Genomic DNA, 25,298 nt, shown 5'->3' on the forward strand with positions numbered 1-25,298 from the left:
CCGCACCTGCCGGGCACCGGGGAAGGAAGTACGACACCATGAGCGACGCCGAACAGCCGCAGGACCCCACACGCCGGCATCCGCGGCCCGACTTCCCTCAGCAGGACCAGGAGCATCCGGGCTGGACGGGACCGATGGATCCGCCGCCGGACCACGGTGAGCACTCCTACACCGGTCATGGGCTCCTGCTCGACCGGAAGGCCGTCATCACGGGAGGCGATTCGGGCATCGGCCGCGCGGTGGCCCTCGCCTTCGGGCGGGAGGGCGCGGACGTCCTGCTGACCTACCTGCCGTCCGAGGAGCAGGAGGCACAGGAGACCGCGCGGCTGGTCGAACAGTCGGGCCGCAAGGCGGTGCCGGTGCCGTGCGACATCCGCGACGAGAAGCAGTGCCGGGCGCTCATCGAGCGGGCCGTGTCGGAGTTCGGCCGCATCGACATCCTGGTGAACAACGCGGCGTACCAGATGTCGCAGCCCGACGGCATCGCCGCCATCTCGACCGCCCAGTTCGACCGTGTGGTGCGGACCAACCTCTACGGGATGTTCTGGCTGTGCAAGACGGCACTGCCCCACATCCCGGCCGGTGGATCCATCATCAACACCACGTCGGTCCAGGCCTACAAGCCCAGCCCGCACCTGCTGGACTACGCCATGACGAAGGGGGCGATCGTCACCTTCACCCAGGGCCTCGCGCAGATGCTCGCCTCGGACGGCATCCGCGTCAACGCCGTGGCCCCGGGACCCGTCTGGACCCCGCTCATCCCGGCGACCATGCCGGACACCACGGAGTTCGGGAAGCAGAGCCCTCTGGGGCGTCCTGCGCAGCCCGCCGAGATGGCACCGGCCTACGTCTTCCTCGCCTCGTCGAACGCGACCTTCATCACCGGCGAGATCATGAACGCGACCGGTGGCACTCCGCTGCCCTGACCGTCCGGTCGCGGGCCGCCCGCCGGGGCCGGGGCCCCCGAGGAGCCGGGAGCGGTGATTGGCCGGGACGTCGTCGGGAAGGCGTTACTTATGCAGACGAACCATCATGAAGCGCCCGTGCTCGACGCCCTGGCCGCTTACTTGCCCCTTACTTCTCCGCGACCGAGGACGTACCGGCCGAGAAGGCCGTGGGCCGGGTGGCCGCCGAGATGATGACTCCGTACCCGCCGGGGATCCCCGCTGTCCTGCCCGGTGAACGGATCACCGAACCGCTGCTGCGCTATCTGCGCTCGGGCATCGAGGCCGGTATGAACGTGCCCGACCCGGCCGATCCCACCCTGGGTACCGTCCGCGTCTGCGCCGACGGTGAAGGCCCCTGAACGGCCTGCGGCCCCACCCGGACTTCGCCCGGTTCCCCCCGCGAACAGGGCCACTGGAGAAGAAGCACACGGACGGAAGGATCCGACATGCCCGTCGCCACCTATTCCCTCGTCGCCCTCGACTGCCCCGACCCCCAGGTGCTCGCGGAGTTCTACCAGGGCGTACTCGGAGGCGAGATCGGCACGTACAGCGACGACTGGTACACGCTCGATGTGCCGGGCGGTGCCCGCATCGCCTTCCAGCGGGCGACCGGCCACACGCCGCCGGAGTGGCCCCGCGGGGACCGCAACTCCCAGCAGGCCCACCTGGACCTCGACGTGGAGGACCTCGACCGGTCCCAGGAGCAGGTCCTGGCGCTCGGGGCGACACCGCTGGACCTCGACGACCGCGGCGGTGAACGCGGCTTCCGGGTGTACGCGGACCCGGCCGGGCACCCGTTCTGCCTCTGCCGGGAGCAGTGAGGGGCGGGGGCCGGCGGCACCGTCGGCCCCCGCCTGATGTCCTGCCGGTGCGGTCACTCGGGCGGCCGGGCGTTGCCCGGGTGGCACAGGCAGGAAGCGACCACCACCAAGGGCCAGACGGACTGAAAGACCGTCAGGAGCCGTTCGACGACCCCGATGGCACCGTTCCGGCTCATCTCGACCAGGAACCAGGCCGCCCCGGCACCTATCAGCGCGGTCACCGTCACCGAGGTCACCGGGCGCAGCCCCCAGGGCGCGGCTGCGCCGCGGTCGGCGGCCAGGACCGGCCACACCGCGAGAAGGGTGAAGCCGGCCACGACGACCGACCCGTGGTGGAGGGACCCACCGCTGCTGGGCACGGGGAGCAGCGCCACCCCCAGGGCCGCCACTCCCCCGCCGGCGAGCGCCACCCGGCCCGCGGGCGCGGCTGCCCGCAGCCCCCAGGCGGTGAGCAGATGACAGATCCCCAGGGCGACGAAGGCCCCGTTCATCACCCAGGAGCCCGCGGCGCCGTAGGCCGCGAGCACGCTGATCGTCTGCGTGACGGGATCGTAGGCGGGCCCCTCCAGCAGTGCCGCGATCGTCCAGCCCGCGACCAACAGGACAGGCGCGCATACCGACGAGAGCAGGGCCCACTTGGGAACGGGTCGCATCCGCCCACCGTAGATCGCCCGGTCGCCCCTCCCCCGCGCACACGCCAGGCGGGGGTCCGGCGCGGCGGGCGGACCGGGCCCGTCCGGCCCGGTCCGCGGTCGCCTATCCGACCGGCTCGTCCAGAGGCTCGTAGTCGAACCAGTCGAAGCGGACGGTGCCGGTGGCGGCGTACATCCCGATGACCCGGCCGGTGAAGCCGCCGGCCACCTCGGTGGACAGGTACCGCCCGTCGAGCCGGGCGAGTTCGGCGAAGGTGCCGTCCGTTTCCTCGACACCGAGGACAAGGGTGTCAGGACCGCTCCGCGCGTCGGCCGGGACCGGGGTGGCGGCGGTCTCCACCCGAAGGACCTGGGGACCCGCGGGGAGCGGCCGCGTCGCCACGACGGTACGCAGCGGACCGATACGGGCGATCGCACGGACCTCCCCGGACGCCACCTCGATGTCGTAGTGGTGGCTCTCGTCGAGGCGTACGGTCAGACCGCCGGTGCCTTCCGACGGGTCGACCAGGGTGCGGGCCCGGCACGACAGGTGCTGCTGACGCCGCCCGACGAACGTCACGTCGGTGGCGTCGGGCGAGGCGCCCCGGGCACGGAGGGTCAGCCGGCCGGGGTCGCCGCCGGTGGTGCAGGAGCCGGCCGGGCGGTCCCGCAAGGAGATCCAGTGCGGGGCGAGTTCGGGCAGGTCGAAGTCGTCCCGGACAGGGGCGGGGGCCGCCGGTACGAGGGGCCACGGGGGCGCGGGCATGGCGGGTGCCACCTCACCGACGACCGGCCAGTCGTCCACCCAGCTCACCGGGGCCAGGAACGTCTCCCTGCCGAGTACGTGCCAGCCGGGGGTGCCGCCGAGCGGCCGCACCCCGAGCAGGACCATCCACCACGATCCGTCGGGGCCCTGGACCAGGTCGCCGTGGCCGGTGTTCTGGACCGGCAGATCGGTACCACGGTGGGTGAGGACCGGGTTGGCCGGACAAGGCTCGAACGGGCCGTCGGGGGTGCGTCCCCGGGCGATCGAGACGCCGTGGCACCGCTCGGTCCCGCCCTCGGCGATCAGCAGGTACCAGTAGGCGCCGATCCGGTACAGGTGCGGCGCCTCCGGCGCCTTGGCGCCCGGGGTACCGGACCAGATCCGGTGCGGCGGCCCGAAGGTCTCCCCGGTGTACGGGTCGATGCGGACCTGTTCGACACCCGCAGTGGTGCACCAGCAGGTGCCGTCCTCGTCCCAGGCGAGATCCGGATCGATGCCCTTGACCCCGGGCAGCGGGACCGGCTCGGACCAGGGACCGGCCGGGTCCTCGGTGTGGAAGAGCAGGTTGCCGCCGTCACTCACGTTCGTGGTGATCAGCCAGAAGCGGCCGTCGTGGTGGCGCAGGGTGGGAGCGTAGATCCCCTTGGACGAGGCAGTCCCGGGCAGCAGGCGCAGTTGCGACGGCCGGTCCAGGGCATTGCCTATCAGGGTCCAGTGGACCAGGTCACGGCTGTGGAAGAGGGGGACGCCGGGAAAGTACTCGAAGCTGGAGCAGGCGAGGTAGTAGTCCTCCCCCACGCGGCAGACGCTGGGGTCGGGGTGGAACCCGGGGATCACGGGATTGGGGACGGTGTTACCCGTCTCGGGCGCGCTCGACACGCTGAATCCTTTCATCGGTCCGGCCGGACCGTGCCACCTCTTTCACGGGGTGGGGGGCGCCTCGGACCGTCCTGGGGGAACTGCGACCCGCCGAGCGTCACAGACGAACCCGCCCCGCGTCCAGGAAATCTCACATCCCAGCAGGTCACACGCGCACCGACGGCACTTTCGCCGTGCGCTCCCACCGCAGTCGGGTCCAGCCCGGGGCACCGACTCCAGTTCTCATACATATACGCCGTCTGCATACAGAGATAGGATGCGGGGCGAGGCCATGCCGGCCCCACCTTCCTTCCCCCGCGTCGCCCGGGCCGCACCCAAGGAGTCGGACACCATGAGCCAGCCGACCGTCACCCGCTTCGCGGTGTATCCCGTCGCCGGCCGCGACTGCATGGAACTGAATCTCTCCGGCGCGCACGGCCCCTTCTTCACCCGTAACGTCCTCGTCCTCCACGACTCCGAAGGGCGTACGGGACTCGGAGAGGTGCCCGGCGGGGAGAAGATCACACAGACGCTGCGGGACGCGGAGTCCTTGGTCGTCGGAGCGAAGGTGGGCGCCTACAGGAGCGTCCTGCGCGAGATCGGCAACCGGTTCGCCGACCGCGACTCGGGCGGGCGAGGCGCCCAGACCTACGACCTGCGGACCACCGTGCACGCGGTCACGGCCGTCGAGTCCGCACTGCTCGACCTGCTCGGACAGCACCTCGACGTACCGGTCGCGGCCCTGCTCGGGGACGGTCAGCAGCGGGACTCCGTGCGGGTGCTGGGCTACCTCTTCCACGTCGGCGATCCCGACCGCACCGACCTGGAGTACGTCCGGGAGCCCGATGCGGACGTCGCCTGGTACCGCGTCCGGCACGAGGAGGCCCTCACCCCGGGGGCGATCGTCCACCAGGCGGAGGCGGCGTACGACCTGTACGGTTTCCGGGACTTCAAGCTCAAGGGCGGAGTGCTGGCGGGCAGTGAGGAGGTCGAGGCCGTACGAGCGCTCAAGGACCGCTTCCCCGACGCCCGGATCACCCTGGATCCGAACGGCGCATGGTCCCTGCGCGAGGCCGTGGACCTGTGTACACCACTGAGGGGCACGCTCGCCTACGCCGAGGACCCCTGCGGGGCGGAGAACGGCTACTCGGGCCGGGAGATCCTCGCCGAGTTCCGCCGCGCCACGGGGCTGCCGGTGGCGACCAACATGATCGCCACCGACTGGCGCCAGCTGACCCATGCCCTGGCCCTGCAGTCGGTCTCCATCCCCTTGGCCGACCCGCACTTCTGGACGATGCAGGGCTCCGTCCGAGTGGCCCAGTTGTGCAACGCGATGGGGCTGACCTGGGGTTGCCACTCCAACAACCACTTCGACATCTCGCTCGCCATGGTCACGCACTGCGGTGCGGCGGCCCCCGGCGCGTACAACGCCCTGGACACGCACTGGATCTGGCAGGAGGGCCTGGAGCGGCTCACGGTCACCCCGCCCCGGATCGTCGACGGCGAGATCGCCGTACCCGACTCCCCCGGCCTGGGCGTCCAGCTCGACATGGACCGCCTCCTGGCGGCGCACGAGCTCTACCGGAAGAAGGGTCCGGGGGCACGTGACGACGCGGCCGGCATGAGGTTCCTCGTACCGGGCTGGACCTTCGACCCCAAGCGCCCGAGCCTGGTGCGCTGAGGAAAGGCGCGGGACCTGCGCGGCGTTCCCGCCGGGAACCCGTCCGCTTCTTCGGCTCGTCGTCTCCGACCGGTACCGGGAGTACTCCGAACCCTTGCTGAGAACGGTCGTCCCACCGGGTGGACCGTGGGAGGACGGTGAGACGCATTTCGGCTGTGTCACCGGTCCGGTGAGGCACTCGGTGATCGGCGCTGTCTCGCGGGCACCCGGACAGTCGTGCGGGGGGCGGCACGTGTGCCGCCCCCCGTTGCGCCGCGCGCTTCCTCAGCTCTGCGGACGACTGCCGTGATTCGCACCGTTCTTACGACGGGCCCTCTTCTTGCGGCGTCGCTTGGAAGACATCGAAAACCCCTCTCTGTCGTTTCTGTGCGTCATCCACCGGGTCGGCACACCCGGTGATCACGGAGCCCCTACCCAGCGAGGCGACACCGAACACGCGCTGCGTGTCCATCTTTCGTGTCATATATGCCCCTACGCAGCAGCGGACCGTCCCCGGTCACGGTCCGCGCACACACGGACGGCACGACCGCGGCGGAGCTCCGTACGGCGAGCCGTCCCGCCTCGCCGGCACCTCGGGTCACTGCGGACGCCGGGGAGCCGGCGCCGAGCAGCTTCCCGGAGCGGCGGGCTGCGGGGACGGCTGCCGCCCCGGGCGGCCGGACGGAACCCGGGGCGGAGCGAAGCCGAGGCGGCCGGACGCGCCACCGGCGGCCACGACGCGTCCGGCGACGGCAGGAGAATCCGGATGGTCTCCGGCGGGACCGCCTGCCTCCAGGAGCCGGGCCGGACAGGCACCGACACCGGCACCGGCACCGGCACGCACGGCTCGGACGACGCGCAGGGAGATACACCCGGCACGGAGGCGGGCGGCGGGCAGCGGTCCCGACCTGGGGAGGGCCGGAACGAGTCCCCGGCCGTGGCCGAAACAATTGCGCACGCGGACAAACATCATGCGGCCGCGATCATCGTATCGAGTTAATGTCGGCGGCTTTCCTTGGTCCGAAGGGTGGAGCCCCCCTTAGTGTCCCTAGTGATCTGGACGGGTTCCCGATCACCTACCCCCTTTCGCTCCCGTTGCCCTGGGACGCCCCATGTGCGCGGGTCACCAACCACCCTGACCGAGGAGAAGCCTGCCCGATGACTGTTGACTCGCGCCCGGAAGCGCGCCTGGAACTGCCCCGGCAGTCCAGCCTGGGCACGGCGGCCGCCCGTAACCTCGCCACGACGTCCAAGTCCGCCCCCCAGATGCAGGAGATCACCTCTCGTTGGCTGCTGCGCATGCTCCCCTGGGTGGAGACCCGGGGCGGGGCCTACCGGGTGAATCGCCGCCTGTCCTACACCGTCGGCGACGGGACCGTCGAGTTCGTCCAGGACGGCGCCGCAGTACGGGTGATCCCCCGTGAGCTGGGGGAACTGGCCCTGCTGCGCGGCTTCGACGACGTGGAGGTGCTGACGGCCGTCGCCGACCGGTGCGTGCAGCGCGACTTCCGCGCCGGCGAGACGCTCGTGGAGCGCGGGGCGCCCGCGGACAGGCTGCACCTGATCGCCCACGGCCGTATCAGCCGGACGTCCGCCGGCCGGTACGGCGACGAGGTCGCTCTGGACGTACTCGCCGACGGCGACCGGTTCGGGGAGCACGCCCTCCTGGACGAGGACGCCCGGTGGGAGCAGACCGCGATCGCGGAGACCCCCGGCACGCTGCTCACGCTGTCCCGCTCCGACTTCGCGGCGCTTCTGTCCACGACGCCGGCCCTCCGCGCCCACATCGACACGTTCCTGTCGCTCTCCCACCGACGGCAGAACCATCGCGGCGAGGCGGAGATCGCCCTGTCGGCCGGCCACGTCGGCGAGCACGAGCTGCCCGGTGCGTTCGTCGACTACGAGCTGAACCCGCGTGAGTACGAACTCTCGGTCGCCCAGACCATCCTGCGGATCCACACGAGGGTCGCCGACCTCTACAACGGGCCGATGAACCAGACCGAGGAGCAGCTCAGGCTCACCGTCGAGGCGTTGCGCGAGCGCCAGGAGCACGAGCTGATCAACAACAGGGAGTTCGGTCTGCTCCACAACGCCGACTTCAAGCAGCGCATCCAGACGCACTCCGGCCCTCCGACCCCGGACGACATGGACGAGCTGCTCTGCCGGCGCCGCGGCACCGCGTTCTTCCTCGCTCATCCCCGGGCGATCGCGGCGATCGGGCGGGAGTGGAACTCCCGCGGAATCTACCCGGACCACGTCGACCTCGGCGGCCAGCGGGTCCCGGCCTGGCGAGGGGTGCCGCTCCTTCCCTGCAACAAGATCCCCGTCACTCCGGAGAGGACCAGCTCGATCCTCGCCATGCGCACCGGCGAGGAGAACCAGGGAGTCATCGGCCTGCACCAGACCGGGCTGCCGGACGAGTACGAACCCGGTCTGTCCGTCCGCTTCATGAGCATCGACGAGAAGGCGATCACCTCGTACCTCGTCAGCACCTACTACTCCGCCGCCATCCTCGTCCCGGACGCGGTCGGCGTACTGGAGAACGTGCAGATCGCCCGTCGGCCCGAGTAGCGGGCACCGCCCGGGAAGGGCGGTGCGAACCCCGTACCACCCGGGGCCGTTCGCGCATGCCCCGAGGGCTTCGCAACAGCCACCCACCGAGCAAGGAGCCATGGATGCCAGCGCCTGAGCTGCCACCGCCGCGGTCGAGTCCGCCGGAGGCCGCCCACGTCGGTACGTACGCACGCCCCGCCACCTCGGCCCGCGCCTTCGACATCGGGGCCGGCACCGGCGGCCCGCCCTCCGCGCCGTTCTCCCCAGCCCCGCCCTCGGTGCCCGCACCCGCCCCGCACCTCCTCGGCGTCCCGGCGGTGGACGTCCCCGGAGGGGAGGCACCGGCACCGAGCGTCGGCCTGGCACGCATCCTGCGTGGTCCCAGCGGCCTGGGCACCGCGGGACTGCGCCTGACGCCGCGTAACGAGCCGCCGGAACCCCCGGGTACTCCGGCGGGCACGGCGGAGGGCGCCGTCCCGGGCCTTTACCACCACCCGGTGCCCGTACCCGACCCGGTGCGGGTCGAGGAGGTCGGCCGAAGGATCAAGGCCTGGGCGCTGGAGGAGGTCCACCTGTATCCCGAGGACTGGGAGGAGGAGTTCGACGGCTTCTCCGTGGGCCGTTACATGGTCGGCTGCCATCCCGACGCGCCCAGCATCGACCACCTGATGCTCGCCACACGCCTGATGGTGGCCGAGAACGCCGTGGACGACTGCTACTGCGAGGACCACGGCGGGTCGCCCGTCGGCCTCGGCGAGCGCCTGCTCCTGGCCCACACCGCCCTCGATCCCCTGCACACGACGCAGGAGTACCAGCCGCGGTGGGAGGAGTCGCTCCACGCGGACGCGCCCCGGCGCGCCTACCGCTCCGCGATGGAGTACTTCGTCCGAGCGGCCAGCCCCTCACAGGCGGACCGGTTGCGGCACGACATGGCCCGGCTGCACATGGGGTACCTCGCCGAAGCGGCCTGGGCACAGCTGGACCACGTCCCCGAGGTGTGGGAGTACCTGGCGATGCGCCAGTTCAACAACTTCCGCCCCTGCCCGACCATCACCGACACCGTCGGCGGCTACGAACTGCCCGCGGACCTGCACGCCCAGGCCGCCGTGCAGCGGGTCATCGCCCTCGCGGGAAACGCGACGACGATCGTGAACGACCTGTACTCGTACACCAAGGAACTCGCCGCTCCCGGCCGGCATCTGAACCTGCCCGTCGTGATCGCCGAGCGTGAGGGCCTCTCCGAACGGGAGGCCTATCTGAAGTCGGTCGAGATCCACAACGACCTCATGCGCGACTTCGAGACCGAGGCGTCGGCCCTGGCCGCCGCCTGCCCCGCCCCGTCGGTGCAGCGCTTCCTGCGCGGCGTGGCCGCGTGGGTCGACGGCAACCACGACTGGCACCGGTCCAACACCTATCGCTACAGCCTGCCCGACTTCTGGTAAAAGAATGGACTCATCTGTGACCGACACCGAACTCACCACCGCCCCCGCCTCCGTGCGCATCCCCCGCCCCGCGACGCCCTACCAGGGCGACATCGCCCGGTACTGGGACGGGGAGGCGCGGCCGGTGAACCTGCGTCTCGGCGACGTCGACGGCCTCTACCACCACCACTACGGCATCGGGGAGGTGGACCACTCGGCACTCGGCGGCGCCGACGACGGTACGGACGAGGCGAAGTTGATCACCGAGCTGCACCGCCTGGAGTCGGCCCAGGCCGAGTTCCTTCTGGGGCACCTCGGTGACATCGGGCGCGACAACACCCTGGTGGACGCCGGCTGCGGCCGGGGCGGCTCGATGGTGATGGCGCACCAGCGCTTCGGATGCAAGGTCGAGGGAGTCACCCTGTCGGCCAAGCAGGCCGACTTCGCCAACAACCGTGCCCGGGAACTCGGTCTCCAGGACCACGTCCGCGCCCGTGTCTGCAACATGCTGGCCACGCCCTTCGGGACCGGGTCGGCCGCGGGCTCGTGGAACAACGAGTCGAGCATGTACGTCGACCTGCACGACCTCTTCGCCGAGCACGCCCGCATCCTGGCGGTCGGCGGCCGCTACGTGACCATCACCGGCTGCTGGAACCCGCGGTACGGCCAGCCCTCGAAATGGGTCTCGCAGATCAACGCGCACTTCGAGTGCAACATCCACTCGCGCCGGGAGTACCTGCGCGCGATGGCGGACAACCGCCTCGTACCGCAGGCCGTCGTCGACCTCACCCCCGACACGCTGCCCTACTGGGAGCTGCGGGCCACGTCCTCACTGGTCACGGGGATCGAGGACGCGTTCATCAACTCGTACAAGGACGGGTCCTTCCAGTACCTCCTGATCGCAGCGGATCGCGTCTGACCTTCCGCCGCCCGCACACCCCCGGGAGGGGACGCGTGGCACCCGCGGGCCGGCCGGTGGACCAGGTACGGCAGAGCCGGCGTCCACCGGCCGGCACCACGGCCTTCCGGCCGCAGAGACGCGTCGTGAGTGATCAGTTCTCCCGCAGCCGTGCCTCGGCGCGTCCGGCGATGATCCGGGTCTCGAAGGACGGCTGCGGTGCGGTGGCGGGACCCTGGACGTTCCAGCCGTCGGACAGGCGGAAGGCGCTGCCGTGCCAGGGGCAGCGCACACAACCGTCGACGACCTCGCCCTCCGACAGGGGGCCGCCCTGGTGGCTGCAGGTGTCCGCGAGCACGTGTACCTGCTCGCCGCTCTCCCGCACCACGACCACGGGGAGCGTACCGACGTTCCGGCGCACGGCCTCGCCGACGGGGAGGTCCGCCACGGGGCCGATCTCGTGCCACCCGGGCTCCACCAGGTCCGGCACCGCTTCGGCGTGGTTGGCTCCCGAGGCCTGCCGGTAGGCGAGATGGCCACCGATCGCGCCGCCGGCACCCACCGCCGACAGACCTGCGAGTGCCAGGGCCTTGCCGAGCCCCGCACGCCCCCGCATACGTGCCGCGAGCGAGGCGGCGTACAAGGCGACCCCCGTGATGTTCGCCGCCGCGTGCACGAGCCCCGGCCGCTGCTGCCGGGGCTTCAGCTCCGCCCAGTCGACCCAGCCCGCGACGGCTGCCGGGCCGGCCGTCACGAGGCCGACTCCGATCAGCACCGACGACGCCCGTCGCTGCCCGGGCAGACAGTCCAGCACCGCGGAGGAGAGCCAGGCGCCCATCGGGAGCTGCACCATCAGCGGATGGACCGGGTGCCCCAGCCACCGGCCGTGCAACCCGTCGCGCAAGGGCCCGAGCGGCAGCGACCGGACTCTGTCCCGGACGACGTCGACGGCACCGTCGAGGGCGGTGGAATGCTCCAGGCGGTCCATGGCCCGCAGCACCCTTCCGGGCCCCGAACGCGACGGGAGACGGCGCCTCACCGCCCGAAGCGGCGTGGGCGGGGCGGATCGGCCGGGTTCAGAGATGTCACTCATGAGTGGCGGATATCCGATCGGTAGAACGGGAAACGGCTCGGCTCGTGTCTTCTGTCCGCTGCCCTCGGGAACCGCATAGGTTCCACGCGTCCCCGGCACTCATCCCAGGGTTCCGCGTCTTTCACGCCCGCGGCGCAACGACTCCACGGACCCGGCCCTCCACGCCCGGCCGGCCCCGACCGGCGCCACGGTCGTCCTCCGGACGGGACACCGAATGCTCCATGTTTGAAAGTCCCGGCACGGCGCAGACGGTTGTTGACACGGTTCTTATACGACCAGGTAGGAGAGGCAACATGGGCATCATTGCGTGGATCTTCATCGGCTTGCTCGCGGGCCTCATCGCGAAGGCGCTGATGCCGGGCAAGGACCCGGGCGGCATCATCATCACGATGCTGATCGGCATCGCGGGCGGTCTGCTCGGTGGCTGGCTCGGCAAGGTCATCTTCGGCGTCGACTCCATCGACGGATTCTTCGACCTCTCGACCTGGATCGCCGCCATCGTCGGCTCGCTCATCCTCCTCGTGCTGTACCGGGTCATCGCGGGCAACCGCCGCCACGCCTGACCCGTACGCCCCACCGCGAAACGGCTCCGCCTCACCTCGGCGGAGCCGTTCCGTGCTTACTTCGGGCAGAGTGGGCGAGAAGCCGGGCCGGGCGGCACGTCGTCACGCCACCGCTCGGCGGTGAAGGCGCCCTTCGCCCCTCTGCAGAGCGACCGCACGGGGTCAACCGTCGCTTCGACGTTCCACAGTCGGGCCGTGTCGTCCTTGCCCCAACTGACCACTGTTCTGCCGTCGGGCTCGAAGGCCAGGCCGGAGACCCCGGCGTCGTGCCCGTAGAGCGGATCGCCGATCTGACGCCGGGTGGCGACGTCCCAGAGCCTGACCGTGTGGTCCATGCTGCCGGACGCGAGCACGCGCCCGTCGGGGCTGAACACCACGGCACTCACACCGCTGCGATGGCCGGCCAGCGGATCCCCGATCTGCTGTCGTGTTGCCGTGTCCCACAGCCGGATGGTCGTGTCGCGGCTCGCGGTCGCGAGGGTCCTGCCGTCCCGGCTGAACACCACGGACGTGATCTGCGCGGTGTGACCAGCCGGGGTTTCACCGATACGACGCTGTGTGGCGACGTCCCAGAGCACTACGGTGTCGTCCGCCGTGTCGGTCGCAAGGGTACGGCCGTCGGGGCTGAACGCGACGTTCACAGAGGCGACTGCGAGTGCTGTGCCGGTGCGGCGACGTGCCGTGAGATCCCATAGGTGTACCGAGCCCTGCTCGGCGACGGCGAGCGCCTTGCCGTCGGGGCTGAATGCAAGCGCGCGGACGTCGCCGGTGTGGAGCAGTGGCTTGCCGAGGGGACGGCGGGCGGCGCCGTCCCAGAGCCGTATCCGTCCCTTCGCGGCGATGGCGAGTACGGAACTGTCCGGACTGAAGGAAACGCTGTATATCAGCGTGTTCTCACCATGGGCCAGCGGGTCGCCGGTCCGGCGGTCTCCGGCGACGTCCCAGAAGCGCACGGTGTCATCGAAGGTCACGACAGCGAGGGTCCGGCCGTCCGGGCTGAGCGTCGTGCCCATGTGGTTACCGATAGCGATCGGTGACCCGACCTGCCGTTGGGTGCGGACGTCCCAGAGTCGCACGGTGGTGTCGTCACTCGAACTGGCCAGGACCGAACCGTCCGGGCTGAAGGCGACGGCCCCTACCTCACCGGTGTGGCCGAGGAACGGCGCACCCACCGGGCTGCCTCGCAGCACGTCCCCGAGCTGCACGGTGCCGTCGGCGTGCCCGGCGGCGAGCACCGTGCCGTCAGGACTGAACGCCACCGACGCGACCCCGCTGGAGGCAGCCGCGAACGGCTTGCCGACCGGGGCGCGGTCGGCGACCTTCCAGAGCTGTACGCCGTCGCTGGACGTGGAGGCGAGAGTCCTCCCGTCAGGGCTGAAGACCACCGACGACGTGCCCCCGGTGGAAGCGGGAGCGAACGGTTTCCCGATCGGAGTGCGGTGGGCGGTGTCCCAGAGCTGTACACCGTCGCTGGACGCGGAGGCGAAAATCCTGCCGTCAGGGCTGAAACCCACTGCCGTGGCGTGGGCGCCGCCGCTGGCGAGTTCGCCGATCTGGCGGCGGGTCGCCACGTCCCATAGCCGTAAGGACCCGGGGTCGCCGGTGGCTGCGACGAGCGTGGTGCCATCAGGACTGTAGGCGAGTGTGCTGATCATCCCGGCCCGGGGGGCGAGCGGTGCACCGATCTGTGTGCGGCGGGCGACGTTCCAGAGCCGGACGGTGCCGTCGAAGCTCGAGCTCGCCAGCGTCCTGCCACCCGGGCCGAAGACCACCGCCGTCACGCTTCTGTTGTGCCCGAGGAGGGGCTGCCCCGCCGTCCGCTGTTCCGCCGTGTTCCAGATCCGCACGACACCGTCGCCACCGCCGGAAGCGATCGTCCTGCCGTCAGGACCGAAAGCCACCGAGCCCACGGGCCAAGTGTGGGGAAGCAGGCCGGATCCGGGATTGACCGAGGCGTTGAGCACCGCGAGGCGAGTGTCCGGAGAGGGGTCGATACGCCATGCCGCCAGCGCCTTCACCCGGGAGCCGAACGGGTCCCGGTTCCCGAGTTGGGAACTCTCGGTGATCAGTTGTTGCGCGACAGCGTGATCACGCTGTCGATCGGCTTCGGCACGCGCGAGCACCGCGATCACCGACACCGTGCTGGCGATCAGGAACAGCAGGCCCAGAACGGCCGCGATGATCTTGGCTGTCCGCAGGTTGCGTCTGGTGTCGCGGAGACCTTCCGACCTGAGCTCGTCCTCGGAAAGGCCGCGGACGACGGACGCGATGCCGATCGCGACGGCGTCGACGGCGGGCGAGACACCCTTGCCGTCCGCGTCGAGGCAGCTAAGGTCCACGGTCTTCCAGACCGGTTGCTGATCGAATGTCCCTGACAACGCGGCGGGCAGCGCCGTGGACAGTTCCGGATCCCAGTCGCCCCGCCGCTCGTCCCACACGAGCTGTCCGGCGGTGACCACGAGCAGGATGGTCTGTGCCGCCTTGTTCCGCAGCCACCACGTGATCTCCCGGTCGACCCATGCGGAGGCCCTCGACTCCGGCGAGGCGAGGACCACGAGCCAGTCGGAGCGGGCAAGACCGGCTTCGATCTTGCCCCAGAGCTGCGGCCCGATCGACACGCCGCTGTCGTCGAGGAACACCTTGATGCGCGGCGGCTTGTACCAGGGGCGGGACTGCGTCTCGATCACACGCCGCAGATGCGGCAGCCATGTCCGGTCGCGGTCACCGCTGTAGGAGAGGAAGACGCCGTACCCGAGTTCGGTCCTGAGGCGTCTGCGGTTGACCAGGAGGAACCGCAGCCTTGCGAACGCCATGGGAAGCCTCCCCACCCGGCGCGGACGCGTCTTCCGCATCATTCGGCCTGCAGGTAGTCGCGTCCGTTCCACCGCAGGGTCATCTTCGCGATGACGCCTTCGGCGCAACTCGGCACACACGAGTTCTCCGAACTGATGATGGTGTACCGGCCGTCTTCGCCGGGACCGGCGAGCCGTGCGTTGTAATAGGCGAATCTCCCGCCCACGTAGTGAGTTGTCGTGTCGCTCCAGCCGACGTCCTTGAAGCCGTCCGTGTCGGGGACGAGGACCAGCACTCCGTCGTAGCGCCCGGGATTGTAGATCACGAAGGTGTTCTCGGTGGCATCGGTCGCAGGCTGGGCGAAGTGCAGGGAGTCCTCGTAGATGTCCACGTCGGTGGTCGCCAGCGTGCGACCGCTGCCGGTGACGGCCGCGACGCACCCGGGGGCCACATCGGAGGACGACCGCCGGACCAGGTAGACGCGGACCGGCCCCAGATGGGGATGCCGGATGTCCCGGTGATCGAGCACCTTGCCGGTACACCGCGCGGCAGCCGGCGGGCTCGCCGGGAACGAAGCGGGCGAGGGCGCCGCCCGTTCTGTGCCGCCTCCTCCGTCGTCGCACCCGCCGGCCACCACCATCGCCAGAGCGGAGGCCAGCAGCGCCGTACGAGCCGCCGCCGATCCGGCGAGGCGCCGGAAGGACTGCCGACGCGCACACACGGTTCCTCGGGAAAGCATGGCATTCCTCCTCTGGTGAGCGGGCCCGTGGATCAGGTCACCGAGCAGACGCGCGGCAGGAAGCTCTCGTGCAGGGCGCTCACGTACGCGCGCCCCCGCCCGGGGGCGAGCGGAGCTCCGATGACGGGAGAAGGGCTGACGCACCGTCATGAAGTGATGCGGGGGTCGCCGGGTGTCAGCTGGCGACCGACCTGGGTCCACACGGTGGTGGCGTCGCCGCCGGGACAGCAGTGCGCGTCCCCGGTGCGGTAGAACTTCTCCCGCACGGTGATCCGGCCCCGCGCGAACTCCACATCCGTGAGGGCGGTGCCGTAGGACGAGCTCACCTGCTGCGGGGTGATCGTGCCGACCACGGTGAGATTCCCGCCCGCATGGCCGAACACCGCGTAACCGACGGCGATCCCCTGGTTCTGGGTGCGCCCACCGTCATCGCATGCGAGGTAGATGGCGGCCTCGTCGCGTGTGTCGCCGACGGAGTCGCCGTAGTACGCGGTCCGTCCGCGCATGATGCGCACGGGCCCCCACGTCCGGGACGTGGCCGTGGCCTCGCCCGCGGCGTCGAGTCGGACGAGTCCGGGCACGTCGCAGAAGGCGCCCGGGACGGGGACGTGGGCCCAGTCCGTGTCGCGCAGGTCCGCCGGTGCGGGTCCGATGGCCGCCGGGCCCGTCATCGACGTGATCGTGGGGGAGGGGACGGGTGCCGCGTCGGCCGGCGCCCGGGACGCACGCTCGACAGGCGGCGCCGGACGGGGCGAGTCGCACGCACCGGTCACCAGGAGCAGAGCCAGCAGCGCGGGGAGTGGGGCGATACGGTGCAGGCCGGTTGGCACGATGTCCTCCTGTCTCGTGCGCCTCAGGCGCAGGGGGGGTCGTAGGGCCGATCGGGGAGGTACTGGGACCACTGGTCGGGGGTGATCCGGGGGGACTCCGCACACAGCCGCTGGAGGATGGCCTTCCGGTCGACCGTCCACAGCCGCGTGCCCAGCTCACCGGCGGCCGCGAGGAGACGTCCGTCAGGGCTGAAGCCCAGAGTCGCGAAGGGGTAGAGGCCACCGCTGCTGAGGGAGGTCACCTCCAGCGGGTGGCCGGGGTCGGCGATGTCCCAGAGGCGAATGAGTCCCTCCACACCCGCGGTGGCAGCGAGCGTGCCACCGGGGTGAACGGCGAGGCCCCTGATGGCGTCGGAATGCCGGTCGGAGGTGCCCTCGAGCTTCGGTCGCCCGGGGCGCGAGACATCCCACGTGGCCAGGGCTCCCGAGCCGTCGCCGACGAGCAAGGTGCGCCCGTGCGGGCTGAAGGCCAGGGCGGTGGCCTTTCCCCTCCCCGTTCCGATGGTCCCCGAGGGCTGGGGGCGGGTGCCCGGTGCGACCTGCCAGAGCTGAACAGTGCCCTTACGGGTTCGTGCGGCGAGCAGGGCGCCGTCCGGGCTGAAGGCGAGTGCCTGGGCTTCGGTAGCGACTCCGTCGAGTGTGCCGAGTACCTTGTGCCGCCTCCGCTCACTGACGTCCCACAGGCGCACCGGGCGTCCGAACTCACCTCCCGCGGCCAGCAAGGGAAGGGCGGGGTTGACGCTGATGCTCTGGGTGCCGCCCGGGCGACCCACCTCAGGGGTCAGGCGGCGCGGATGCGCCGCATCGGCCATGTCCCAGGCCGCCATCGGCAGGCCGGTGAACAAAGTACGGCCTTCCGGGCCGAAAGCCGCGGCCTGTCCCTGGGAGTCGTACGTCTCGACGGTGGACATGAGACGTGGTGCCTCCTCACCGCCCACCTTCCACACCGTGGTGGGCTCACCCCCGGTGGCCAGTAACACGCTGTCGGGGCTGAAGGAGGGTGGGAAGGTTCCATGGGTCGGCAGGGTGGTGAGTACGGAGGACCGTTCACTGCCCGCCACGGCCCACAGACGGACCGTGGTGTCTTCGGGCCCGCTGCCGTCGCTCCCCCGCGGGGCTCCGGCGACGGAGGCCAGGGTCTGCCCGTCCGGGCTGAAGGCGAGGCCGCCTACGGTCGATGTGTGGCCGGTCAGCCGGGCACCGGAACGCGGCCGGAGCGGATCGGCGACATCCCACAGTTCGACCGAACCGTCGCTGTAACCGGTGGCCAGTGTGTGCCCGTCCGGGGAGAAGCACACCGTGTCGACTCCGTCACGGCTCCGGGTGAAGAGTTCCGGCCGCGGGGAAGGCCGGGAGGGATCCGCGATGTCCCACACCCGCACCCGGTTGTCTCCGCCGCCGGCGGCCAGCATCCGGCCGTTCGGGCTGAACGCCACGTTGTTCGCCAGGCTGAAGTACACGTGGGCCGGTGCGTCGACTGTCGAGAGGTGGCTCAGCCGAGCGGTCCCGGAAAGGCGCCACACCTTCAGGCTCGCCTCTTCGGGCTCGTCCGTGACGATCAGATCTCCCTGAGGACTTACCGCCACCGCGGCATCCGGAAGCTCTCCGACAAGGCTCGGATGCGCCGGTTCCCGAAGGTCGAAGACGGCGCCACCCGTCTCCGCGATCACGATCAGCCTTCCGTCCCTGGTGAATGCCAGGGCCTCCGTCGAACCGGCCCCGGTGGCTGCCACCGACAGAATCGCGGGGCGACCACCGGCCGGCACATCCAGCAGCCGCACTGTTCCGCCGGGGCTGCGGGTGGCGAGCAGTCGTCCGTCGGGGCTGAAGGCCACCGCGTCGGCAGGGCTGTCCAGGGCGAGAGTGGCAGAGAGGCGCAAGGGATCCGGCCGGAACAACCGGAGGCTTTCGTCGGTCACTGCCAGCAGCCCCTGGCTGCTGTACGCGGAGGCGCGCACGGACCCGCTTCCCCGGATGAGTCTGGGCAGGGAGGAGCTTTCGACGAGCGCCCCCACCGCTTCGGCTGTGGGGGCGAGCCGATAGGCCTGGACCAGCAGTTGGCTCGCGAGTCCGGGCTGGGCGTCCCGGATCGGCGACGCTTCCGCGACAAGTTGCCGGGACTGGGCCAGGAGGGTCTGCGCGCGTGCGCTGTTGCGCTGGCTGTTGGCCATGATCCCGCCGGCCACGGCGATGAGCAGCAGGAGGGCGAGTACGCCGACGGTCGCCTGGACCCAGCGGATGGTACGGCGGTGCTGGCGCACGTGGTCACCGATGAGCTCGTCCTTGGACTTGCCGGTGAGTGGGGCGATGAACTCCGCCACGCATTCGAGCAGCCGGGGATCCGCCGAACTGGCCTGATCCGAGCTGCGTAACCAGCGCAGGTCCACCCAGCGGGGCTCCTCGGCGAACGCCCCGTCTGTCTCCTCCCGGGGGAGGGCGTCGGTCCGTGACCAGTCGAAGGACGCCCGGGCCCCGTCCCAGGCGAGCGTGCCGTCCGTCAGGGCGATGAGCACGGTGTCCGCCGACCGATGGGTGAGCCACCAGCGGATCTCCTTCCGCACCCAGGGGGACGCGGCGGCGGGCGGGCTGGCCATCACCACCAGCCACCGGGACCGGGAGAGCCCGCGTTCGATCTCGCTCCACAGATGGGGGCTGGCCGCCAGGTTGGTCTCGTCCCGGAACAGCTTCAGGTTGCGCGGCCGGTACCAGGGCCGGTCGAAGGACTGCAGCTGGTTGTGGAAGGCCTTCGCGATGTCCTTGTCCCAGGCGTGGCTGTACGAGATGAACGCGTCGTAGTCGGGCTGCCCACTCATCCCGGCCCCCATGACGCGGTGCTCAGTGCCGTGTCTGCGCGCTGCCTGCCGCGCGCCCGGCGCTGTCGTCGCGCCCGTCGTCAGGAGCGCGGGGGGCGGGGACGACTCCGATCAGCGTCTCGACCTCCCGCACCCCCGCCAGGCGGGCGAAGCCGACGGCGTAGTCGTGGATCTCGCGTTGCACCTCCCGCAGTGCGGCGCGGCAGGCGGCGTTCTCCGGCCAGTCGGATTCCTGGCTGTCGGGCCGGCCCCTCTCGAATTCCTGGAGGCGCGGGTGCCACTGGGACAGGAACGGCCTGAGCGCCTGGTTGAGCATGGTGATCGCCAGGTACTCCACCGTCTGTCCTCCCGGGATCGCGGCGGAGGGGCGGCTGGCCTTGAGCGTCTCGCGGGTCGTGGCGAATAACCCGTACATCGACGTGAGCGCCTCCCGGACCACACCCTGGTCACTGGCGAGCGGCTGGGTGGACACCCGCGTCACGGTCTCGACGAACATCTGCCAGGCCACCTGGCGGGAGTCGTTGTTGACGGCGAAGGTCAGCTCGCTCAACTGCGGGACCGTGACCTTCACTTCGGTGAGGCGAGCGGTGCGCTGATACCAGTGGACGACGAGCACCGCTGCCGCGCCCGCGACACCACCCGTGATGGCGAACAGGCTACGGCTCGTCACCTGGGTGAGACTGAAGACCGCCAGTCCCGTGAGCGTGCCGACGACCATCGCACCCAGCAGCCGCAGCGCCATGCCGCTCACGATCCTGCGGCCCTGGATCCGCCCGCCGACGGGCCGCACCGCCTGTGCGCTCATCCGCTCCCCCACCAGTCTCCCGGTCCACCGTGTGACACGCCTCCCGGCCGGTCCGCCGGTCCCCACGAACATAGCGTCATCGGCCTGGACGTGCAGGCAGAACGGGCCTACTCAGCGCGGGACGAGGTCCTCGGGCAGGAGCAGCCGCAGGTCGTCCAGGCTGGGCACGGCGACGTCGTTCAGCCGTCCCGCCTGCCGGGTCATCATCTGCTCCAGCGTCTGCCGGGCCAGGCGGGCGTTGCCGAACGTCTCCCCCCTGGGGAGGGACGCGAAGTGGGCCCGCAGTGCGTCGGCCGTGCCGGGTGCGCACTCGTAGCCGTTGTCGGCCGCGTGCAGGGAGACGATCGTGACCAGTTCGTCCGAGGAGTAGTCGGGGAACTCGATGCGCCGCGGGAAGCGTGATTCGAGGCCCGGATTCGAGCCCAGGAACCGGTTCATCTCCGCGGTGTAGCCCGCGGCGATCACCACCACCTCGTCGCGGTGGTCCTCCATCAGCTTCAGCAGCGTGTCCACGGCCTCCTGCCCGTAGTCCGCCGAGCCGGGGCCCGAGCGTGGCGTCAGGGTGTAGGCCTCGTCGATGAACAACACCCCGCCCAGGGCCCGCTGGAACGCCTCGCGGGTCAACTGCGCGGTGTGTCCGACGTAGCGGCCCACCAGGTCCGCGCGGGAGACCTCGACGAGTTGGCCGCGCGGCAGTACGCCGAGGGAGGCCAGCAGTTCGCCGTAGAGCCGGGCCACGGTGGTCTTGCCGGTGCCGGGCGGGCCGGCGAAGACCATGTGGTTGCTGATCCGAGGCGCGGGCAGGCCGGCCGCCTTCCTCCGGCGCGCGGCGGCGAGCAGGCTGACGAGGTCGCTCACCTCGCGCTTGACGGACGCGAGGCCCACCAGGGACTCCAGTCTGAGCAGCGGGTCGTCGTCCTGGCCGTCCTTCGGCGCGCCCGCGGCCGGCCCGCCCACGTCGTCCGCGGTGAGCACGGCCAGCTGCCGCTCGCCGGCCTCCGGCAGGGCGGCCAGCCGGGACGCCTGCCGGTCCACCGTCTCCTCGAAGACCTTGCGGGCGGTACGCCCGTTGCCGAAGCCGGCGTCGCGGGGAATCTGCTCGAAGCGGGTGAGCAGCGCGGTCCGCGCGGCCGGGTCCAGTTCGTAGCGGTGGCCCGTGCACATCCGCTCCACGATCGTGACCAGTTCCTCCGAGGTGTAGTCGGCGAACTCGACACTGCGGGTGAAACGCGAGGCGAGACCCGGATTGGACGCCAGGAAGTCCGTCATCTCCTTGGGATAACCGGCCGCCACCACCACCACGTCCTCGCGGTGGTCCTCCATCAGCTTGACCAGGGTGTCGATCGCCTCGCGCCCGAAGTCGGCACCGTTGCCGCCACTGTCGGAGAGCAGGGTGTACGCCTCGTCGACGAACAGCACGCCGCCCAGCGCCCGGGTGAAGGCCTCGGTGGTCTTGATGGCCGTCCCGCCGATGATCTGGGCCACCAGGTCAGCGCGCGACACCTCCACCAGGTGCCCGGAGCGCAGCACGCCGAGCGAGGCGAGGATGGAGCCGTACAGCCGGGCGACGGTCGTCTTGCCGGTTCCGGGTGGGCCCGCGAAGACCAGGTGGCGGCTCATCGGCGGAGCGGGCATTCCGATGCTCGCCCTGCGCTGGGCCATGCGGTTGAGGTTGATCAGCGTCAGTACCTGCTGTTTGACCTCGTCGAGGCCGATCAGTGACTCGAGTTCGGCCACCGGGCCCGTACCGGAGCGGGGGTCGGCCGCCGCCGGGGCCGCTCCGCCGGGCAGCCGCCCCTCGCCCGCCGCCTTCGCCTCCTCGGCGGTACCCCAGGCGTCCGGGGCGCCGTTGTCCGCGCTGACCAGCCCCTGGACGGCGAGCCGGTCGCCGGGCACCGTCTGGCGCACTCCACCGCCCCGGTTGGCGCGGACGGTGCAGTCGGTCAGCGACACGGCGTCGCCGCCCTCCACCCGTATGCCGTCGGCGCCGGAAGCCGTCACCTCGCAGCCGCTGAGGGAGGCGCGGGCGCCCGCGGCCACCAGTACGCCGCACTCGGTGGCGCCGGTCAGCACGGCACGCACGGCCGCCAGGTCGCCCTCGGCCTCGATGTGGATCCCCGCCTTGCCGGACTCCTCCACCTCGGTGTCCCGCAGGGTGAGCGTGCCGAGCGTCCCGACGTGAATTCCGGATCCGGCGGAGGAGCGCAGGCGGCTCTTGCCCAGGAACACGTTGCCGTGGCCCGAGACGTGGACCGCTGAGCCGCCCGAACGCTCGACGACGCACTCCTCCAGCCGCCCCCTGCCGTCCTTGAGGACCTCCACGCCGTGCGCTCCCGCCCCGGTGACCGCGGCGCGCAGCAGCAGGGGGTTGGCGCCGCTGCGGATGAGGATTCCGGACCCGCCGCTGTCGCGCACCTCGAGCCGGTCGAACTCGGCGGACGAGTCCTCGTCGAGTAGCACGCCGGTCTCCTTCGCGTCCTGGACGACGGTGTCCGTCAGCGTCGGCGAGGAGAAACCGGTGATGCGTACGGCGGCTTCCCCGGCGGTGGCGAACGCGCATCCATCGAACGTGCCGCGGCTGCGCTCGGCCACCAACAGGCCGTGCCCACCCGTCCGTTCCGTGGTGCACCGGTGCAGCGTCGGTGAGCTGCCGCCGCCGAGCACGAACCCGTGCCCGGTGGTGTCGCTCACGGCGACGTCCTCCAGGGCGACCGGTCCGGTGCTGTTCACGAACACGCCGACGGGGGCCTTGCGGACGGTGCCGCGCACCATTCTCACCGAGCTCTCCTCCTCGACGGCGACGCCCGGCTTGCCGGTCGCCGATATGGCGCACTCCTCCAGGAGGATGTGCGCCTGCCCGTTGGTGAGGACGCCGTTGCCCTGGGTGTCCCTGAGCCGGCTGGAGCGTGCGGTGATCCTGCCGCGTTCGCCGGCCACCACGGCGGAGGTGCCGAGGTGTTCGACGACGCACTTCTCGAGGAAGCTCTCGGCCGTCGAGGTGGACACCACACCGGCGCCCGCCGGGTTGCTGATCCGGCACTGCCGCAGCACCAGCGCTCCGCCCTCCCGCGCGAAAAGCGCCGACCAGGCCGCGCCGTGGATGTCGCAACGGTCCATCGCGAGCTCGCCGCGCGGCGCGTCGACCACGGGCAGTTCGTCGTCATGCCCGCGCAGCACGAGGTCCCTGACCATCACCGCGTCCCCGGTGAGCGTCAGCGCCGTCCCGCGCCGGGGCGCCAGTTCGACCGTTCCCGTGCCCTCGGAGGCGATCAGGGTGATCGCCGCCGAGATCGTCAGACGCTCCTCGTACCGTCCCGGAGCGATACTGACGACCGCTCCGGCGCGGGCCCGTGCCACGGCCTCCCCGACGGTGCGATGGTCGCCCGTCCCGTCGGCGGCGACGATGAGCATCTGGCGTGACACGTTCTGACCTCCCGGACCCCCTGCGCCGTGGGTACGGGGCGGAGACGCGCGACATGTGGGCGAGGGGAAACTACCGGGCTCATCATGCCTGTTGACGCAGGTCGCCCGCCATGGTGGTCGTGGTGTTCCGGCACCGTCGGCGTCCAGCCGTCAGGGGCCGGGGGCCGGTGCCGGCGGCCCGGTGGCGTCGATAGCATCGGCGCATGCGATCTTCGAGGTCCCCGGTGTCCTTCGCCCTCGGACCGGCGGCACTGGCCGCCCTGCTCCTGATACCCGGAGCCGCGGCCCCCGCGGGTGCCGCGGACGGCACGGACAGCCCCTCGTTGCCGGGGATGCGTGCCATGGTCGCCGACGGCCGCCCGTGCACTGCGGCGTCCGCCAAGAAGTCGGCCCGGGTTCCCTGGGCGCAGAGCTTCCTGGGGATCGAGAGGGCCTGGGAGCTCACCCGGGGTGCGGGGGTGAAGGTCGCCGTCGTCAGCACCGGTGCGGATCTGCGCCGGGTGCCGGCGCTGGAGGGGCGGGTCGCTGGTGGTCCGGACACGGTGGCCGGCGGCACGGTGCGGGACGACTGCGTCGGATACGGCACGTTCCTCGCCGGGATCGTCGCGGGCAGGCAGCAGCAGGGGCTGCGCGCGGCCGGGGTCGCGCCGGAGGCCGAGGTCATCGCGGTCCGGGCCACCGACCGGCAGGGCGCGACCACACCGGAGGCGCTGGCCGAGGGCATCCGGGCGGCCACCGCGTCGGGGGCCCGGATCATCCACGCGGCCCTGGCCGTCCCCTCCGCACCGCGGCCCTTGAAGGACGCCGTCCTCGCCGCGCAGAAGGCCGGTGCGCTCGTGGTGGCGCCCGCCTCGGCGCGCGAATGGGAGGGCGGCGCGGGCGCGGCTCAGGCGGAGAACGGACCCGCCTACCCGGCGGCGCTACCCGGAGTCCTCGCAGTCTCCTCGGTGGGGCCGGGCGGTGAGCCGGAAGTGCCGGACACGGAGAAGGGGCGGCGCTCACAGCCGGCACTCGGCGCTCCCGGAGTGTCGGTGACGGGGCCGGGACCGGGCGGCGGCGGGCGGTTCACCGGCCGCGGCGACGCGGTGGCCGGTGCCTTCGTGGCCGGTACGGCGGCCCTGGTCCTCTCCTACCACCCGCGGCTGACCGCCGAGCAGGTCGCGCACCGGCTGGAGGCCACCGCCTACGGGGCCGTGGGTGACACGCCGGACCCCGGGGTGGGGCGGGGGATCGTCGATCCGGTGCGGGCACTCTCCGCCGTACTTCCCGAGGAGCGTGCGCAGACCCCGTCCGGAACGCGCGGGGCCGCGGCCCCGGCCGTGCCGCCGCTCGACCCGCCGAAGGCACGTGACCAGGCGCTCGCGGTGGCGGGCGGGGCGGTCGGGGTCACCCTGCTCGTCGCCTTCCTCGCGTTCGTGCTGCCCCGGGGGCGCCGCCGGGGATGGCGGGCCGGGCGGGCGGCCGCGGAGGTGGGGTGATCCCCGCGCCGTGACCGCGAGGCCAGGGCAGCATGCGTTGACCCGCCGCATACGCGTCCGGTGACCCGGCTCGCTCCCCAGGTCGCCCCGACGAGTCTCGCCGCGGACACCTGCGACGTACGGCCGGCGGCCGGGAGCAGGCGACGCGGTCCTTCCCACCGGGACCACACGCGGCGCGCGGAGGCCGAGCCGGGGAAGCCGCCGG

At 71.5% G+C, this 25,298-nt stretch carries 18 protein-coding genes and 1 pseudogene; 9 read left to right on the forward strand and 10 right to left on the reverse strand.

What is annotated here, in order from left to right; translation table 11 throughout:
* Positions 1-38 precede the first annotated feature (38 nt).
* The 3 genes and pseudogenes from BA175_RS26660 (at position 39) to BA175_RS26670 (ending at position 1,768) form a co-directional block, all read left to right on the forward strand.
* Positions 39-926 carry an SDR family oxidoreductase gene (locus BA175_RS26660; RefSeq protein ID WP_069174066.1) on the forward strand — a complete coding sequence of 296 codons (888 nt, stop codon included), beginning with the start codon at positions 39-41 and terminating at the stop codon, positions 924-926.
* A gap of 149 nt (positions 927-1,075) precedes the next feature.
* Positions 1,076-1,306: pseudogene (locus BA175_RS26665) on the forward strand (ornithine decarboxylase); the annotation flags it as partial.
* Positions 1,307-1,393: 87 nt separating this feature from the next.
* Positions 1,394-1,768, forward strand: coding sequence for a VOC family protein (locus BA175_RS26670; protein ID WP_069174068.1), 375 nt, complete (start codon positions 1,394-1,396; stop codon positions 1,766-1,768).
* Between the two features lie 53 nt (positions 1,769-1,821).
* Here BA175_RS26670 and BA175_RS26675 read toward each other — a convergent pair whose 3' ends face one another.
* Positions 1,822-2,421, reverse strand: coding sequence for a DUF998 domain-containing protein (locus BA175_RS26675; RefSeq protein WP_069174069.1), 600 nt, complete (start codon positions 2,419-2,421; stop codon positions 1,822-1,824).
* A 103-nt stretch (positions 2,422-2,524) separates the two neighbouring features.
* Complete coding sequence (locus BA175_RS26680; protein ID WP_254667993.1) at positions 2,525-4,045, reverse strand: glycoside hydrolase family 43 protein; 1,521 nt, start codon at positions 4,043-4,045, stop codon at positions 2,525-2,527.
* Between the two features lie 331 nt (positions 4,046-4,376).
* Between BA175_RS26680 and BA175_RS26685 the strand changes: the two genes are divergently transcribed.
* Positions 4,377-5,705 (forward strand): enolase C-terminal domain-like protein, encoded by a 1,329-nt coding sequence (locus BA175_RS26685; protein ID WP_069174071.1) that lies wholly within the window; start codon positions 4,377-4,379, stop codon positions 5,703-5,705.
* Positions 5,706-5,969: 264 nt separating this feature from the next.
* Here the strand turns inward: BA175_RS26685 and BA175_RS32350 are convergent, their stop codons facing one another.
* The gene (locus BA175_RS32350) at positions 5,970-6,047 is read right to left on the reverse strand and encodes a 50S ribosomal protein bL37 (RefSeq protein WP_374104540.1); all 78 of its coding nucleotides are present in this window, start codon (positions 6,045-6,047) and stop codon (positions 5,970-5,972) included.
* A gap of 795 nt (positions 6,048-6,842) precedes the next feature.
* Between BA175_RS32350 and BA175_RS26695 the strand changes: the two genes are divergently transcribed.
* The 3 genes from BA175_RS26695 to BA175_RS26705 all read left to right on the forward strand — a co-directional run bounded on the left by BA175_RS26695 (position 6,843) and on the right by BA175_RS26705 (position 10,577).
* Positions 6,843-8,255, forward strand: a complete 1,413-nt coding sequence (locus BA175_RS26695; RefSeq protein ID WP_069174073.1) for a family 2B encapsulin nanocompartment shell protein — start codon at positions 6,843-6,845, stop codon at positions 8,253-8,255.
* A gap of 104 nt (positions 8,256-8,359) precedes the next feature.
* Positions 8,360-9,679, forward strand: a complete 1,320-nt coding sequence (locus tag BA175_RS26700) for a family 2 encapsulin nanocompartment cargo protein terpene cyclase (protein WP_069174074.1) — start codon at positions 8,360-8,362, stop codon at positions 9,677-9,679.
* Between the two features lie 16 nt (positions 9,680-9,695).
* Positions 9,696-10,577 carry a geranyl diphosphate 2-C-methyltransferase gene (locus BA175_RS26705; protein WP_069174075.1) on the forward strand — a complete coding sequence of 294 codons (882 nt, stop codon included), beginning with the start codon at positions 9,696-9,698 and terminating at the stop codon, positions 10,575-10,577.
* 133 nt (positions 10,578-10,710) lie between these two features.
* Here BA175_RS26705 and BA175_RS26710 read toward each other — a convergent pair whose 3' ends face one another.
* The gene (locus tag BA175_RS26710) at positions 10,711-11,544 is read right to left on the reverse strand and encodes a Rieske 2Fe-2S domain-containing protein (RefSeq protein WP_069174076.1); all 834 of its coding nucleotides are present in this window, start codon (positions 11,542-11,544) and stop codon (positions 10,711-10,713) included.
* A 398-nt stretch (positions 11,545-11,942) separates the two neighbouring features.
* Between BA175_RS26710 and BA175_RS26715 the strand changes: the two genes are divergently transcribed.
* Entirely contained in the window at positions 11,943-12,212 is a 270-nt protein-coding gene (locus BA175_RS26715; protein ID WP_069174077.1) for a GlsB/YeaQ/YmgE family stress response membrane protein, read from the forward strand.
* Between the two features lie 56 nt (positions 12,213-12,268).
* Here BA175_RS26715 and BA175_RS26720 read toward each other — a convergent pair whose 3' ends face one another.
* From BA175_RS26720 to BA175_RS26745, 6 genes are all read right to left on the reverse strand, one after another.
* The gene (locus BA175_RS26720) at positions 12,269-15,025 is read right to left on the reverse strand and encodes a toll/interleukin-1 receptor domain-containing protein (protein WP_069174078.1); all 2,757 of its coding nucleotides are present in this window, start codon (positions 15,023-15,025) and stop codon (positions 12,269-12,271) included.
* Between the two features lie 38 nt (positions 15,026-15,063).
* Positions 15,064-15,744 carry a hypothetical protein gene (locus BA175_RS26725; RefSeq protein ID WP_107407651.1) on the reverse strand — a complete coding sequence of 227 codons (681 nt, stop codon included), beginning with the start codon at positions 15,742-15,744 and terminating at the stop codon, positions 15,064-15,066.
* A gap of 146 nt (positions 15,745-15,890) precedes the next feature.
* The gene (locus BA175_RS26730) at positions 15,891-16,574 is read right to left on the reverse strand and encodes a hypothetical protein (protein ID WP_069174080.1); all 684 of its coding nucleotides are present in this window, start codon (positions 16,572-16,574) and stop codon (positions 15,891-15,893) included.
* A gap of 23 nt (positions 16,575-16,597) precedes the next feature.
* Positions 16,598-19,387 carry a toll/interleukin-1 receptor domain-containing protein gene (locus tag BA175_RS26735; RefSeq protein WP_254667995.1) on the reverse strand — a complete coding sequence of 930 codons (2,790 nt, stop codon included), beginning with the start codon at positions 19,385-19,387 and terminating at the stop codon, positions 16,598-16,600.
* A gap of 22 nt (positions 19,388-19,409) precedes the next feature.
* Positions 19,410-20,192 (reverse strand): hypothetical protein, encoded by a 783-nt coding sequence (locus tag BA175_RS26740; RefSeq protein ID WP_069174082.1) that lies wholly within the window; start codon positions 20,190-20,192, stop codon positions 19,410-19,412.
* A 111-nt stretch (positions 20,193-20,303) separates the two neighbouring features.
* Positions 20,304-23,615: a right-handed parallel beta-helix repeat-containing protein gene (locus BA175_RS26745; protein WP_069174083.1), complete on the reverse strand. Its 3,312-nt coding sequence runs from the start codon at positions 23,613-23,615 to the stop codon at positions 20,304-20,306.
* A gap of 203 nt (positions 23,616-23,818) precedes the next feature.
* Between BA175_RS26745 and BA175_RS26750 the strand changes: the two genes are divergently transcribed.
* Positions 23,819-25,093 (forward strand): S8 family serine peptidase, encoded by a 1,275-nt coding sequence (locus BA175_RS26750; RefSeq protein WP_079159820.1) that lies wholly within the window; start codon positions 23,819-23,821, stop codon positions 25,091-25,093.
* Positions 25,094-25,298: the final 205 nt, after the last annotated feature.

Origin of the sequence: Streptomyces griseus, assembly GCF_001715295.1 — a bacterium.
Classification (GTDB): Bacteria; Actinomycetota; Actinomycetes; order Streptomycetales; family Streptomycetaceae; genus Streptomyces; species Streptomyces griseus_G.